Raw genomic sequence first — 14,586 nt, 5'->3', positions numbered from 1 at the left:
AACGCCCGAGCGCGCGACGTCGACGTCGTTGCAGTTCGGAGTCAGACCATAACCGTCGGCGCACCGGCACCCGAAAGGACGCGTGCTAGAATTTTTTTGCATGCCGCCCGTCGCGCGGCGCTCATCCGACCATTCGACGTACTTCCGAGCGCATGGAGGGCCCCATGCCCGCAGGCAGTCAACTGACGCTCTACACGAGCCGCAAACACAAGAAGGGCCACAAGTCCGCGGTCTCCTGGATCATTGACGCCGCGCGTGCGCAGGGTGTCTTCGGCGTGACCGTGCTGGAAGGCTACGAGGGCCTCGACGCCCACGGAAAGATGCATGCCGCTCACTTCTTCGATCTGGCCGACGAGCCCGCTGTGGTGCTGATCGTCGCCGACGAGCCCTCCATCGACGCGCTCCTCGTCACGCTGGAAGCGGGTGGCGTCGAACTCTTCTATACGCGCACGCCAATCGACTACGGCCGTCTCGGCGGTGTCTGACGGCCAGCGTCTTTTCGCGCCGCTGCGCAGGCATTCGGCTGGGGGCCCCCCGTCACGCGAGTTCCGGCCAATTCCCACTACCCGTTACACTGTGGGTATTGGTGCGGTGCACCACGCGTAGCGCCGCATGACCGGCATTTCCCATAGCGACTCGCCGGGGTCGCAGACAAGGAGTGAGGACGAGGCATGGCAATCGAAACGGTAGGGATCGTGGGCGCAGGCACGATGGGCAACGGCATCGCCCAGGCGGTGGCGGTGGCGGGGCTCAAGGCGGTGATGATCGACGTCACCGACGCGGCGCTCGCCAAGGGCGTCGCGACGCTCACGCACAGCCTGGAGCGGCTCGTCTCGAAGGGGAAGCTCGATGCGGGCGTGCGCGACGCCGCGCTCGCCCGAATCGAAACGACCACCGACTACCAGCGTCTCGCGGGCGTCGATCTCGTGATCGAGGCGGCGACCGAGAACGCCGAGCTGAAAACGCGCATTCTCAAGCAGATCGAGGCCGCAGCCCGCCCCGACGCGATCATCGCGTCGAACACCTCGTCGATCTCGATCACGGCGCTCGCGAGCACGCTCGCCGATCCGTCGCGCTTCATCGGCATGCACTTCTTCAACCCGGTGCCGATGATGCCGCTCGTCGAGGTGATCAGCGGCCTGCAAACGCGCGCGGAGGTGGCCGAGTCTGTGCGCGAAATGGCGCAGCGTCTCGACAAGACGCCGATCGCCGTGAAGAACGCGCCCGGCTTCGTCGTGAACCGCATTCTGGTGCCGATGATCAACGAGGCGTTCTTCGTGCTAGCGGAAGGCACTGCGAGCGCCGAGGAAATCGATGCCGGCATGAAGCTCGGCGCCAGTCACCCGATCGGCCCGCTCGCGCTGGCGGACCTGATCGGCCTCGACGTGTGCCTCTCGGTGATGGACGTGTTCCTGAAGGACTTCGGCGACTCGAAGTATCGCGCGTGCCCGCTGCTGCGCGAGATGGTCGCGGCGGGCCAGCTCGGCCGCAAGACCGGCCGCGGTGTCTATCAGTACGACAAGGCCGCCTGACCGATTGCGCCCGGCTGGCTTCAGTCGAGCACGCTAACGCGGTATTGCGTGACCTGTTGATACGTCTTGCCGGGCCGTAGCACCACTTCGTCGCACGCGGGCGCTTCCATGTTGATCTGGTTCGGGAAGCCGCCCGCTTCGAGGCACAGCCCCGCGTAGCGCGCGCACGTCGCGCCGCGGCGTCCAGGCTGACCTTCCAGATAATTCCCTGTATAAAGCTGCAGCCCGCGCTGGTCGGTCGAGACGGCGAGCTCGCGCCCGCTGCCCGGCTCGTACACGCGTGCGACCGGCCGCACGGGCCAGCGGCCCGGCGCGGCGTGCAGCGTGCCCGCCGTGCTCTCGGGCGCGCGTAGCACATAGCAGTGGTCGAAACCGCGCGCGCGTTCGAGCTGGTCGTTCGGCCAGTCGAGCCGCGCGCCCAGCGGCGCACCGTGGCGGAAGTCGAACGCGCTGCCCGAGACGTCGGCAATGCGCTCGGGAATCAATTGAGGATCGACTTCGAGGAACGCGTCGGCGTCGATCGTCAGCACGTGGCCGCGAATGTCCGGGCTCGTTTCGCCGGAGAGGTTGAAGTAGCCGTGGCTCGTGAGATTGAGCGGCGTGGGCGCATCGGCCACGCCCTCGTATTCGATCGTGAGCGTGCCGTCGTCGTCGAGCGTATAGCGCACCTGCACGCTCACGTTGCCCGGAAAGCCGCCATCGCCTTCCGGCGAATCGAGCCGCAGCACCAGCGCGCCCCGATCTTCTTCCACCTGCCATATCTGCCGGTGAAAGCCGTTCACGCCACCATGCAGAAGATTGCCGTTCTCGTTGCGATCGAGCGGATAGTCGATTCCGTCCAGCGTGAAGTGCGCACTCCTGATGCGGTTGGCCCAGCGCCCGACCAGCGCGCCCATGTACGTGGTGGCCGCGAGATAGTCGGCGGGCGTGTCGTGGCCGAGCAGGATGTCTGCGAGGCGGCCGGCGCGATCGGGGGCGAGCCACGAGACGAGCGTCGCGCCAAGATCGCTGACCGTCACCTTCATGCCCTGCGCGTTGCGCAGCGTGTAGAGCCGCACGGCGTCGCCGCCGGGCAGGGCGCCCCACGGTTCGGAAGTCGGATGGGCAGCAAGAGTGTTCATGAGGTGCAGATAACGTATGAAGAAAGCGTGATTGTCCGGGGTGGCCGAAGCCGCTTTATCAAGTGGACAGGCGTGGGCCTGAAGCGTTCGCGACACTGTCCTGATATTCACGCGGGGTGCAGCCCAACTCACGGCGAAATACGGCGTACATGTACTGCAGCGACGTGAATCCGCAGCGGATCGCCACCTCCGCGCTCGAGGCGTCGCGGCTCGCGAGCATTGCCTTCGCGGCATCGAGCTTGTGGCGCAAGATTTCCTGGTGGACCGTGCAGCGGAGTTCACGCCGGAAATATTCTTCCAGCGACGAGCGCGATACGCCCACATAGTCGGCCACCTGCTCGGTCTTGATGCCCTGGCACGCGTACTGCCGGATGAAATGGCGCGCGCGCATGACGTGCGGGCTCGACAACGGTTCATGCCGGGTCGATTCGAGCACATTGATGCCGACGGGCGGAACCAGGATGCGTTGTCCCGGAAAACGCGCGCCGCGCAGCATCTGGTGCAGCAAGTGGGCGGCCGTCTTGCCCATTTCCTCCGTGCCCTGAATGACCGACGAGAGCGGAATACGCGTGAGCGTGCGGGTGAGCGGGTCGTTGTCGATGCCGATGATCGCCACCTGCTCGGGCACTGCAATACCGTGAATCAGGCATGCCTGAAGCAAATGCCTCGCCCGCGCATCGGTCACGGCGATCACGCCCACGGGCTTGGGCAGGCTGTGCAGCCACGCGCTCAACTGTTCGATGTGCTGGTTCCAGGCGCTGGCGCTGGTGGCCTGGCCCCGATAGATCGGCGCCTGCAGGCCTTCTTCGCGGGCGAGCGCCTGGAACGCCAGTTCGCGCTCCTGTGCCCAGCGGTTTTCCTGCGCGACAGGCAGGCTGTACATCGCGAGATTCGGCAAGCCTGCGCCGATCAGGTGCGTCCACGCGAGCGAGACCAGTTTGCGGTTGTCGGTTGCGATATAGGGTATGTCGGCCGGGTACTGGCTGGCGTCTTCGAACGACGAGCCCACGGCGACCACCGGCAGGGGGCAGCCGCGCAGCGCGTCGGCCACGGCGGGGTCGTCGAAGTCGGCAATGATGCCGTCCCCATCGAAGCGCTCGATGCCCGCGAGCCGGCAGCGGAAGTCTTCTTCGAGAAAGAGGTCCCACGCCACGCGTGTGGAGCGCAGATAGTGGCCAATCCCCGCAATGATCTCGCGGTCGTACACCTTGTTCGCGTTGAAGAGCAGCGCGATGCGGTGGGGCGTCTGGGAAGCGGGGGCACGGGTCATGTCGTGTCGGCGGCTGGTCGCCCGGCGCGCAACGCCTGCGAAACAACCGCCATGTCTCCATTTCGGGCGCGGTGCGCGCAAATGAGCGCCGCGCTACGATGTCTTTCGCGCCTCTGGCGCGTCGTTTTAAGCGTGCGGCTATTTTAGGCCCACATTCGCGGGCGCGGGCGCGCCGGCCGCGCCAGTCGGCAGGAAACATTACAGGTCTCACGCAATTTCGCAATTGCCGCGCTTTGCGCGTCGCGGGCAGTATGGCGTCACACAGAGGGATGCACGCCGCGCCGCTGCGCTGCGCTGCAACAACATTGGAGACATCATGTCGTATTTCGAACATATCCCCGCTATTCGATACGAAGGCCCGCAGTCGGACAACCCGCTTGCGTACCATCACTACGACCGGACCAAAAAGGTGCTCGGCAAGACGCTCGAAGAGCATCTGCGCATTGCGGTGTGCTACTGGCATTCGTTCGTGTGGCCCGGCAACGATATTTTCGGGCAAGGGGCGTTTCACCGCCCGTGGCAGCAGCCCGGCGACGCCATGGAGCGCGCGCACCAGAAGGCCGATGCCGCGTTCGAATTTTTCTCGAAGCTCGGCACACCTTATTACACGTTCCACGACACCGATGTGGCTCCGGAAGGCAAGGACCTGAAGGACTACACGGAAAACTTCAAGCGCATGGTCGACTACCTCGGCGAGCGCCAGCAGGCAAGCGGCGTGAAGCTGCTGTGGGGCACCGCAAACCTGTTTTCGAATCCGCGCTATGCGGGCGGCGCCGCCACGAACCCCAACCCGGAAGTCTTCGCGTATGCGGCCGCGCAGGTGTGTCATGCGCTCGACGCGACGCGCAAGCTCGGCGGTGAGAACTACGTGCTGTGGGGCGGCCGCGAAGGCTACGACACGCTGCTCAATACCGACCTCAAGCGCGAGCGCGAACAGTTTGCGCGTTTCCTTTCGATGGTGGTCGAGCACAAGCACCGCACCGGTTTCACCGGCACGCTGCTGATCGAGCCGAAGCCGCAGGAGCCGACCAAGCATCAGTACGACTACGACGTCGCCACGGTGCATGGCTTCCTCACGCAATACGGGTTGCAAAACGAAATCCGCGTGAATATCGAGGCGAATCACGCGACGCTCGCGGGCCACTCGTTCCATCACGAAATCGCGACGGCGTTCGCGCTGGGCGTGTTCGGCAGCGTCGACGCGAATCGCGGCGACCCGCAAAACGGCTGGGACACCGACCAGTTCCCGAATAGCGTCGAAGAACTCACGCTCGCGTTCTACGAAATCCTGCGCCACGGCGGCTTTACGACGGGCGGCATGAACTTCGACGCGAAGGTGCGCCGCGCCAGCGCCGATCCGGAGGACATGTTCTACGGCCACGTGGGCGCGATCGACGTGCTCGCGCTCGCGCTCGAGCGCGGAGCGGCGCTCGTGGAAAACGACCGGCTCGAGCAGTTCCGCAGCCAGCGCTACGCGGGCTGGGACAGCGAGTTCGGCCGCAAGATTCTCGCGGGCGGCTATTCGCTTTCGTCGCTCGCCGCCGACGCGCTTGCGCACGGCATGAATCCGCAGCACGCGAGCGGCCAGCAGGAGCGGCTCGAGAATGTCGTGAATCAGGCCATCTACGGCCAGCGTTAGCCCTGCCACGGCGCGCGAAAAAAAGACGCCTGAAAAAACATTAGCGCGCGCCGTCAAATTCGTAATTGCGCAGCTTCCGATACAAGGCAAACTGGCGCAAAAAAGAAGGACGGAGACATGTTCATCGGTATCGACCTCGGCACGTCGGGCGTGAAGGCCGTGCTGCTCGATCGCGCGGGCGACGTGCTCGGCAGCGCGAGCGCGCCGCTCACCGTGAGCCGGCCGCAGCCGCGTTGGTCCGAGCAGGCACCGCAAGACTGGTGGCTCGCCACGCAGGATGCCTTGCGCGCACTGATCGACGAAGCGCGTGGGCGCGGCATCGACCCGGCGCGTATTGAAGCCCTCGGTCTGACCGGCCAGATGCACGGCGCGACGCTGCTCGACGCGAGTGGGCAGGTGCTGCGTCCCGCTATCTTGTGGAACGATGGTCGTTCGGACGCCGAATGTATCGAGCTGGAGCGCGCCGTACCGCAGTTGCATGCCATTGCCGGCAATCTTGCGATGCCGGGCTTCACGGCGCCGAAGCTGCTGTGGGTGCGCAAGCACGAGCCGGAGATCTTCGCGCGCATTGCGCATGTGCTGTTGCCGAAGGACTATTTGCGCTGGCTGCTCACGGGCGTGTTCGCGACCGACCCGTCCGACGCCGCCGGCACGCTGTGGCTCGACATTTCGAAGCGCGACTATAGCGAGACCCTGCTCGAGGCGTGCGGCCTCACGCGTGCGCAGATGCCGGACGTATTCGAAGGCAACCAGGTAACGGGCCTGCTTCGGCCCGAACTCGCGCGGCAATTCGGCCTGCGCGAAATTCCGGTCGTGGCGGGCGGTGGCGACAATGCGGCGGGCGCCGTGGGCGTGGGCATCGTGCGGCCCGGCGACGCCATGCTTTCGCTCGGCACCTCGGGTGTTTATTTCGCGGTCTCGGACGGTTTTCTCGCCAATCCCGACTCCGCCGTGCACAGCTTCTGCCATGCGTTGCCGCACACGTGGCACTTGATGTCCGTGATGCTGAACGCGGCCAGTTGCCTCGACTTCACCGCGCAGCTGACGGGCTACGAAAGCGTTGCCGCATTGCTCGCCGACGCCGAAGCGAACTCGAACGCCGCGCGCGACGCGCGCCGGCCGTGGTTCTTGCCATACCTCTGCGGCGAGCGCACGCCGCACAACAACGTCAACGCGAAGGGCGTGTTTTATGGCATGACGCCGCAGACCGCGCGCGCCGATCTGGCCAACGCGACACTGGAAGGCGTAGGCTTCGCGCTGCTCGACGGTATGGATGCGCTGCACGCGGCGGGGCTCGTGCCGGAGACTATTACGGTCATTGGCGGCGGCTCGCGCAGCGCCTGGTGGACGCAAATGCTCGCCGATATCAGCGGCCGCGCGCTTACGCTGCGCGCCGGCGGCGAGGTCGGTCCGGCGCTGGGCGCGGCGCGCCTCGCGCATCTCGCGCTCGAACCGGGCGCGACGCTCGACCAGGTGTGCCCGCAGCCACCTGTGCTCGCAATACGCGAGCCTGACGCCGCACGCCACGCGTGGTATCGCGAGGCACGCCGTCCAACCTTTAGCGCGCTGTATCGCGCGCTCGAACCGGTTTTCGCAACCGGCGCCTGAGAGAGGGCGCCGATGCAGAAAAAGCTGCACGACCAGTGTAGTCGTGCAGTCGATTGGTAGTCCTACGGTTATACCGCACGCCTTGCCTTTTCGCGTGTGTTCCGCAATGACATCGGCAACCGCCCGATAACCATCGCCGCGGCGGCGACGCGTACGCGCGCGCCTGCGCATCGGCATCAAGAGGAGTATGGAGACATGAATTTCGCTAAACGTCGTTCGGTTCTGAGTTCGCTCGTATGCGGGGCCGTGCTCGCGAGCCTGTCGCTCGCCGCACCGCTCGCACACGCGAGCAAGGATCACCCCGAGATCGGCTTCTGTATCGACGACCTGCGTGTCGAGCGCTGGTCGCGCGATCGCGACTACTTCGTCGCCGCCGCGGAAAAGCTCGGCGCGAAAGTGTCGGTGCAGTCGGCCGATGCCAGCGAGGAACGCCAGATCTCGCAGATCGAAAACCTCATTTCGCGTGGCGTCGACGTCATCGTGATCGTGCCGTTCAACTCGAAAACGCTTGGCAACGTCGTCGCCGAAGCGAAGAAGGCGGGCATCAAGGTCGTTTCGTATGACCGCCTGATTCTCGACGCCGATATCGATGGCTACATCTCGTTCGACAACGAGAAGGTGGGCGAGCTTCAGGCGAAGGGTGTCTACGATGCGCAGCCGAAGGGCAATTACTTCCTGCTGGGCGGCGCGCCTACCGACAACAACGCGAAGATGCTGCGTGAAGGACAACTGAAGGTCCTCAAGCCCGCTATCGACCGTGGCGACATCAAGGTAGTCGGCCAGCAGTGGGTGCCGGAGTGGAGCGCTTCGACGGCGCTGCGCATCATGGAAGACGCGCTTACCGCGAACAACAACAAGATCGACGCAGTGGTCGCCTCGAATGACGGCACGGCAGGCGGCGCGATCCAGGCGCTCGCCGCGCAGCATCTCGCGGGCAAGGTGCCGGTGTCGGGCCAGGACGCGGACCTCGCGGCAGTCAAGCGCGTGGTGGCCGGCACGCAGACCATGACGGTCTACAAGCCGCTCAAGCTCATCGCGGGCGAAGCCGCGAAGCTCGCCGTCGATCTCGCGAAGGGCCAGAAGCCGGCATACAACGCGCAGTACGACAACGGCAAGAAGAAGGTCGATACGGTGCTGCTGCAGCCTACGCTGCTCACGAAGACCAACGTGGACGTCGTCGTGAAGGACGGCTTCTACACGCAGGCGCAACTGGCAAGCCAGTAACGTCTATGGCCTGACGGCCCGCGCGCGCCGCGTGTATAGCGATGGCGTCGCGCGGGCCTTCGCAGCGAGTGACCAGCGTATGACCGAACCCTTGCTGACGATGCGCGGCATCGTCAAGTCCTTTGCGGGCGTGAAAGCGCTCGACGGCATCGACCTCACGGTGCAGCCCGGCGAATGCGTGGGCCTGTGCGGCGAGAACGGCGCCGGTAAATCCACGCTCATGAAAGTGCTTTCGGGCGTGTACCCGCACGGCACCTGGAGCGGCGAAATCCGTTGGGAAGGCGCGCCGCTTGAAGCCCACAGCGTGCGCGACACCGAACGTGCGGGCATCGTCATCATCCACCAGGAACTGATGCTCGTGCCCGAGCTTTCGGTGGCCGAAAACATCTTTCTCGGCAACGAAATCACGCTGCCGGGCGGCCGCATGAATTACGCGGCGATGTATCAGCGCGCCGACGAATTGCTGCGCGAGCTGAATATCGACGCCATCAACGTGGCGCAGCCGGTGATGAACTATGGCGGCGGCCATCAGCAGCTCATCGAGATCGCGAAGGCGCTGAACAAGCGCGCAAAGCTGCTGATCCTCGACGAGCCTTCGTCTTCGCTCACCGCGGCCGAAACGAAGATCCTGCTCGATATCGTGCGCGACCTGAAGCGCCGCGGCGTGGCATGCGTCTACATCTCGCACAAGCTCGACGAGGTCGAGGCCGTGTGCGATACGGTGAGCGTGATCCGCGACGGCCGCCACGTGGCGACCGAGCCCATGGCGACGCTCACCACCGACCGCATCATCGCGATGATGGTGGGGCGCGAGATCCGCAATCTCTTTCCGCGCGAGCCGCATGACATTGGCGAGGTCGTGTTCGAAGCGCGCAACGTGACCTGCTACGACGTGACGAATCCGCGCCGCAAGCGCGTGGACGACGTGTCGTTCGCGGTGCGGCGCGGCGAGATCGTGGGTGTGGCCGGGCTCGTGGGCGCGGGCCGCACGGAGACCATGCAGGCGATCTTCGGCGCCTATGCTGGCGCATGCACGGCGACGGTGCTGCTCGAAGGCAAGCCGCTGAAAATCCGCTCGCCGCTCGACGCGATCGATGCGGGCATCGCCATGGTGCCCGAGGACCGCAAGCGCCACGGCATCGTGCCGCAACTGGGCGTGGGCCACAACATCACGCTCTCGGTGCTGCAGCGTTTCTCGAAGCACGGACGCATCGACACGGCCGCCGAACTCGACACGATCCGCACGGAGATGCAGCGTCTTTCGGTGCGCGCGGCGAACCCCATGCTGTCGATTGCGAGCCTTTCCGGCGGCAATCAGCAGAAGGCCGTGCTCACCAAGATGCTGCTTACCGACCCCAAGGTGCTGATCCTCGACGAGCCCACTCGTGGCGTGGACGTCGGCGCGAAGTACGAGATCTACAAGCTGATCTTCCAGCTCGCCAAACGCGGTGTGGCGATCGTGATGGTGTCGTCCGAACTGCCCGAGGTGCTGGGCATCAGCGACCGCGTGCTCGTGATCGGCGAAGGCGAGTTGCGCGGCGACTTCGTCAATGACGACCTCACGCAGGAAGACATTCTTGGCGCGGCGATCCAGAGCGTGCGCGCCCAACCCGATACAGCGAGTGCAGTATGACCCCCGACGTCACAACCCAAAACGCGCGCGAAGACCAGCAGCCAGGCGGCAATGGTTTCGCCATGCGTTTTCAGCAACTCTTCGCACGCTACAAGATCCTCGCGCTGCTGCTCGCAGTGGCGGTGATCTGGCTGTTCTTTTCGCTGCTCACGCATGGCGCGTTCGTCACGCCGCGCAACGTGTCGAACCTGCTGCGGCAGATGTCGATCACGGGGATGCTCGCGTGCGGCATGGTGTTCGTCATCATCGCGGGCGAGATCGATCTCTCGGTGGGCTCGCTGCTGGGCCTGCTCGGCGGCGTGGCCGCGATTCTCGACGTGAACCGCGGCTGGCCGATTGGCGTGACCGTGCCGGTGGTGCTCGCGCTCGGCGTGCTGGTGGGCCTGTTCAACGGCTGGTGGTCGACGTACCGCCGTGTGCCGTCGTTCATCGTGGGTCTCGGCGGCATGCTCGCGTTTCGCGGCGTGCTGCTCGGCATCACGGGTGGTTCGACCATTGCGCCGGTGTCCGATCACTTCGTGTTTCTCGGTCAGGGCTATTTGCCGCGCGCGGCGGGCGACGTGCTCGCGCTAGCACTTTTCGTGCTGCTTGCCGTGCTCACGGTGCGCCAGCGTGCGAACCGCAGGCGCTATCAGCTCAGCGTCGTGCCGCTCTGGCAGGACGGCGTGAAGATCGTCGGCGCGGGCGCGATCCTGCTTGCGTTCGTGCTGATGCTCGACAGCTATGGCGGCATTCCGGTGCCCGTGCTGCTGCTGCTCGCGCTGCTCGGTATCTTCACATGGATCGCCACGCAAACCGTGTTCGGCCGCCGCATCTACGCGGTGGGCTCGAACCTCGAAGCCACGCGTCTTTCCGGCGTCAACACGAACCGCGTGAAGCTCGCGATCTTCGCGCTCATGGGCCTGATGTGCGCGTTTGCGGGCATCGTCAATACGGCGCGTCTCGCGGCAGGGTCACCCTCGGCTGGCACGATGGGCGAACTCGACGCGATCGCGGCCTGCTTTATCGGCGGCACGTCGATGCGTGGCGGTTCCGGCACCGTGTATGGCGCGCTGATCGGCGCGCTCGTGATGGCGAGCCTCGATAACGGCATGTCGATGCTCGACGTGGACGCGTATTGGCAGATGATTGTGAAGGGCGGCATTCTCGTGCTCGCCGTGTGGATCGATGTCGTGTCGGGGTCGAACCGCCGCTGAGCAACAGACGGCGAACACGATTGCAAACCTGCTTGCGCAGTGAGTTTGATGACAGTGTTCTTGCACCGCGCGTGACATCGCAACGCACCGGATGACGTCACGCGCAGTTGCTCTCCTCACGCGCCCCGAGCGCGTTCTCAGGGCGGGACTGATGTCCCGCCCTTTTTCTTTCATGTAGTCGACCGTCAACCGCACACCGAGCGGCGCATGTTCGACGCGTTGGCAATCGTTTCCTGCCACAATCAATCGCACCTGTGTCGGGCGGCAGACTCACGTAACGCGCGCAAAGCGCGTCACGCATTGCGCCCGCAAGGTCATCGTCAGCCACAGCACTGCGCCGCAATGGTGTTGCTGCGCGTGCTCGCCGATTTGTCGCTTTGCTGGTGCACCCGCTGCGTGAGCGGCCGCGTTGCACCGAATCGCGCCGCGAGGTGGTGGCAGGGTTTCGCCAACTTCGGCGGCGCGATTCCGATCCTCCGGAGACAAGCCGACCATGCCCACTCTTTGCGAAATCTGTAATGCCCGGCCCGCAGTCGCGCGCGTGACTGTCGTGCAAAACGGGCAGCGCAAGTCCATGTCGATCTGCGACTACGACTACCGCCAACTGATGCGTCACCAAAGCATGCTCAACCCGTTCGACTCGCTGCTGGGCGGCAGCGGCCTGTCGCGCTTTTTCGGCGGACAAGGCGGCGAGGACGAACATGACGACGAGCACGATCTCGCCGCCGAGGTGCCGCGCGAATCCGTGGACGCGACCGATGCGTTCAGCGAGCAGACGCTCGAAATCCTGCAGCGCGCCGCGGAAAAAGCCCATGAATTGCAGCGTAATGAACTCGACACCGAACATCTGCTGTACGTGCTTGCCGACACCGATGTTTGCGCGGCACTCCTGAAGGAGTTGAAGCTTTCGCCGCAGGACATCCAGGGCTATATCGATCAGCATGCGCAAAAGGGCACGGCCGCGCCCGACGCGCCCATCGACAAGATGACGATTTCGCCACGCCTGAAGAAAGCGTTTCAGTTCGCGTTTCAGGCGTCGCGCGATCTCGGCCACTCGTACGTCGGTCCCGAGCATCTGTTGATCGGTCTCGCTGCGGTGCCCGACAGCATTGCGGGCGCGCTGCTCAAGAAATACGGCGTCACGCCCGAGGCGCTGCGCCAGAAGGTCGTGAAGGTCGTGGGCAAGGGCGCGGAAGATGGCCGCGTGGATGCGCCCACGGGCACGCCCACGCTCGACAAGTTCGGCCGCGACCTCACGGCCATGGCGCGGCAGGGCAAGCTCGATCCGGTGCTGGGGCGCGCGCTGGAAATCGAGAACACCATCGAGGTGCTCGCGCGGCGCAAGAAGAACAACCCGGTGCTGATCGGGGAGCCGGGCGTCGGCAAGACCGCCATTGTCGAAGGCCTCGCGCAGCGCATCGTCAACGGCGACGTGCCCGAGGTGCTGCGCGGCAAGCGGCTCGTGGAAGTGAACATCAACTCGATGGTCGCGGGCGCGAAATACCGCGGCGAGTTCGAGGAACGCGCAAAGCAGCTGATCGACGAAGTGACCGCCAAGCACGACGAGCTGATTCTCTTCATCGACGAATTGCACACGATCGTCGGTGCGGGGCAGGGCGGCGGCGAAGGCGGCCTCGACATTGCCAATGTGTTGAAACCCGCGCTCGCGCGCGGCGAGTTGAGCCTGATAGGCGCGACGACGCTGAACGAGTATCAGAAGTACATCGAGAAAGACGCGGCGCTCGAACGGCGCTTTCAGCCCGTGCTCGTGCCCGAGCCCACGGTCGAGCAAACCATCGTGATCCTGCGCGGCCTGCGCGACAAACTCGAAGCGCACCACCAGGTCACGTTCGCCGACGACGCCTTCGTGGCCGCAGCCGAATTGTCGGATCGCTACATCACCTCGCGCTTTTTGCCGGACAAGGCGATCGATCTGATCGATCAGGCAGCGGCGCGCGTGCGCATCGGCGCGACCTCGCGCCCCGCCGACATGCAGGAGCTTGAAGCGGAGATCGCGCAGCTCAAGCGCGAGCAGGATTACGCGGCTTCGCGCAAGCGCTTCGACGAAGCAAAGGGGTTCGAGGAGCGCATCAACGACAAGCAGGCGAAGCTCGACGAACTCACCGAAGCGTGGCAGCGCAAGACGGGCTCGGAAACGCTCGAAGTCACGGTGGCGTCGATTGCCGAGGTCGTCTCGCGGCTCACCGGCATACCGGTTGCGGATCTCACTCAGGAAGAGCGCCAGAAGCTGCTCAAGATGGAAGCCACACTGCGCGAACGCGTGGTGGGCCAGGAAGACGCCGTGGTCGCGGTGAGCGACGCCGTGCGTCTCTCGCGCGCGGGCCTCGGTCAGTCGAACCGGCCGATTGCGACTTTCCTGTTCCTCGGGCCGACTGGCGTGGGCAAGACCGAGCTTGCGAAGGCGCTGGCGGAAACCGTGTTCGGCGACGAGCAGGCCATCATCCGCATCGACATGAGCGAGTACATGGAGCGTCACGCGGTGGCGCGGCTCATCGGCGCGCCGCCGGGCTACGTGGGCTACGACGAGGGCGGCCAGCTCACCGAGCGCGTGCGGCGGCGCCCGTACAGCGTGATTCTGCTCGACGAGATCGAAAAGGCGCACGCCGACGTTTACAACGTGCTGCTGCAGGTGTTCGACGACGGGCGCTTGACCGATGGTAAAGGCCGCGTGGTCGACTTCAGCAACACGATTCTGATCGCCACGAGCAACCTCGGCGCGTCGATCATCATGGACAACCTCGAGCGCCCCGAGAAGTCGCGCCTCGACGACAAGACGATCCGCGCGGAACTCATGAAAGTGCTCAAGGGCCATTTCCGGCCCGAGTTCCTCAATCGCATCGACGAGATCATCGTGTTTCATGCGCTCTCGCGCGACAACATCCGCGCGATCGTGCAGATCCAGCTCGAACGCGTCATACGCACGGCGGCTGCACAGGGCATCACGTTGATTATGGGGCAGACGCTCATTGATCACCTCGTGGAGGCGGGCTATCAGCCGGAGTTCGGTGCGCGCGAGCTCAAGCGGCAGATTCGCCAGGAAGTGGAAACGCGCCTTGCCAAGGAGATACTCGGCGACGCGCTGCAGACGGGGGATACCGTCGAGATCGGTTACGACAAGACGAACGACGAAGTCACGATCAGCAAGCTCGCCGTGCCGCCCGACGTGAAGGAAAACAAGTCCGCGAAGAAGGCGAAGAAAGCGGAGTCACCGCCGGTTGACGAAGTCGCGAACGAGATCGCTGCCGACGACATGGAAGGCGATCCGCCACCGCCGCCTCCGAAGAAGAGCGGGAAGGGAGGAGGAAAGGCGAAGCCTGCCTGACCGTGTGAAAGACCGCTGGC

Annotated in this window: 11 protein-coding genes; 9 read left to right on the top strand and 2 right to left on the bottom strand. The window is 64.9% G+C overall.

Going from position 1 to position 14,586, the window contains the following annotated elements:
- The first annotated feature begins 164 nt into the window (after positions 1-164).
- Together U5A52_RS12950 and U5A52_RS12945 are read left to right on the top strand one after the other, a co-directional pair.
- The gene (locus tag U5A52_RS12950; RefSeq protein WP_321909081.1) at positions 165-485 is read left to right on the top strand and encodes a DUF190 domain-containing protein; all 321 of its coding nucleotides are present in this window, start codon (positions 165-167) and stop codon (positions 483-485) included.
- Between the two features lie 186 nt (positions 486-671).
- Positions 672-1,532: a 3-hydroxybutyryl-CoA dehydrogenase gene (locus U5A52_RS12945; protein WP_321909080.1), complete on the top strand. Its 861-nt coding sequence runs from the start codon at positions 672-674 to the stop codon at positions 1,530-1,532.
- 20 nt (positions 1,533-1,552) lie between these two features.
- Here the strand turns inward: U5A52_RS12945 and U5A52_RS12940 are convergent, their stop codons facing one another.
- Both U5A52_RS12940 and U5A52_RS12935 read right to left on the bottom strand, forming a co-directional pair.
- Positions 1,553-2,653 carry an aldose epimerase family protein gene (locus tag U5A52_RS12940; RefSeq protein ID WP_321909078.1) on the bottom strand — a complete coding sequence of 367 codons (1,101 nt, stop codon included), beginning with the start codon at positions 2,651-2,653 and terminating at the stop codon, positions 1,553-1,555.
- Between the two features lie 58 nt (positions 2,654-2,711).
- Entirely contained in the window at positions 2,712-3,923 is a 1,212-nt protein-coding gene (locus tag U5A52_RS12935) for a DNA-binding transcriptional regulator (protein WP_321909077.1), read from the bottom strand.
- Positions 3,924-4,239: 316 nt separating this feature from the next.
- On the opposite strand from U5A52_RS12935, the gene xylA reads away from it, so the two are divergent.
- The 7 genes from xylA (at position 4,240) to U5A52_RS12900 (ending at position 14,566) form a co-directional block, all read left to right on the top strand.
- A complete protein-coding gene (gene xylA / locus U5A52_RS12930) occupies positions 4,240-5,562 on the top strand; it encodes a xylose isomerase (protein WP_321934951.1) in 1,323 nt (440 codons plus the stop codon).
- Positions 5,563-5,679: 117 nt separating this feature from the next.
- Positions 5,680-7,170 (top strand): xylulokinase, encoded by a 1,491-nt coding sequence (gene xylB / locus U5A52_RS12925; protein WP_321934950.1) that lies wholly within the window; start codon positions 5,680-5,682, stop codon positions 7,168-7,170.
- Between the two features lie 195 nt (positions 7,171-7,365).
- Positions 7,366-8,394 (top strand): D-xylose ABC transporter substrate-binding protein, encoded by a 1,029-nt coding sequence (gene xylF, locus U5A52_RS12920; protein WP_321934949.1) that lies wholly within the window; start codon positions 7,366-7,368, stop codon positions 8,392-8,394.
- A 79-nt stretch (positions 8,395-8,473) separates the two neighbouring features.
- Positions 8,474-10,027 carry a D-xylose ABC transporter ATP-binding protein gene (xylG, locus tag U5A52_RS12915; protein ID WP_321934948.1) on the top strand — a complete coding sequence of 518 codons (1,554 nt, stop codon included), beginning with the start codon at positions 8,474-8,476 and terminating at the stop codon, positions 10,025-10,027.
- Positions 10,024-11,223, top strand: a complete 1,200-nt coding sequence (locus tag U5A52_RS12910; protein WP_321934947.1) for a sugar ABC transporter permease — start codon at positions 10,024-10,026, stop codon at positions 11,221-11,223. The genes xylG and U5A52_RS12910 overlap by 4 nt, the downstream gene beginning before the upstream one ends.
- A gap of 207 nt (positions 11,224-11,430) precedes the next feature.
- A complete protein-coding gene (locus U5A52_RS12905; RefSeq protein WP_321934946.1) occupies positions 11,431-11,742 on the top strand; it encodes a hypothetical protein in 312 nt (103 codons plus the stop codon).
- Entirely contained in the window at positions 11,717-14,566 is a 2,850-nt protein-coding gene (locus U5A52_RS12900; RefSeq protein ID WP_321934945.1) for an ATP-dependent Clp protease ATP-binding subunit, read from the top strand. The genes U5A52_RS12905 and U5A52_RS12900 overlap by 26 nt, the downstream gene beginning before the upstream one ends.
- Positions 14,567-14,586: the final 20 nt, after the last annotated feature.

This window comes from Paraburkholderia sp. J8-2 (genome assembly GCF_905220195.1).
GTDB lineage: Bacteria > Pseudomonadota > Gammaproteobacteria > Burkholderiales > Burkholderiaceae > Paraburkholderia.
Note: the sequence above shows the minus strand (reverse complement) of the source record. Positions and strands in the feature narration are given on the sequence as shown.

Bases quoted from the DNA above. Each gene is read 5' to 3' on its own strand.
- U5A52_RS12905 (WP_321934946.1), top strand. From the start codon at position 11,431: ATGTTCGACGCGTTGGCAATCGTTTCCTGCCACAATCAATCGCACCTG.
- U5A52_RS12910 (WP_321934947.1), top strand. From the start codon at position 10,024: ATGACCCCCGACGTCACAACCCAAAACGCGCGCGAAGACCAGCAGCCA.
- U5A52_RS12945 (WP_321909080.1), top strand. From the start codon at position 672: ATGGCAATCGAAACGGTAGGGATCGTGGGCGCAGGCACGATGGGCAAC.
- U5A52_RS12900 (WP_321934945.1), top strand. From the start codon at position 11,717: ATGCCCACTCTTTGCGAAATCTGTAATGCCCGGCCCGCAGTCGCGCGC.
- xylF (WP_321934949.1), top strand. From the start codon at position 7,366: ATGAATTTCGCTAAACGTCGTTCGGTTCTGAGTTCGCTCGTATGCGGG.
- xylB (WP_321934950.1), top strand. From the start codon at position 5,680: ATGTTCATCGGTATCGACCTCGGCACGTCGGGCGTGAAGGCCGTGCTG.
- U5A52_RS12940 (WP_321909078.1), bottom strand. From the start codon at position 2,653: ATGAACACTCTTGCTGCCCATCCGACTTCCGAACCGTGGGGCGCCCTG.
- xylA (WP_321934951.1), top strand. From the start codon at position 4,240: ATGTCGTATTTCGAACATATCCCCGCTATTCGATACGAAGGCCCGCAG.
- U5A52_RS12950 (WP_321909081.1), top strand. From the start codon at position 165: ATGCCCGCAGGCAGTCAACTGACGCTCTACACGAGCCGCAAACACAAG.
- U5A52_RS12935 (WP_321909077.1), bottom strand. From the start codon at position 3,923: ATGACCCGTGCCCCCGCTTCCCAGACGCCCCACCGCATCGCGCTGCTC.
- xylG (WP_321934948.1), top strand. From the start codon at position 8,474: ATGACCGAACCCTTGCTGACGATGCGCGGCATCGTCAAGTCCTTTGCG.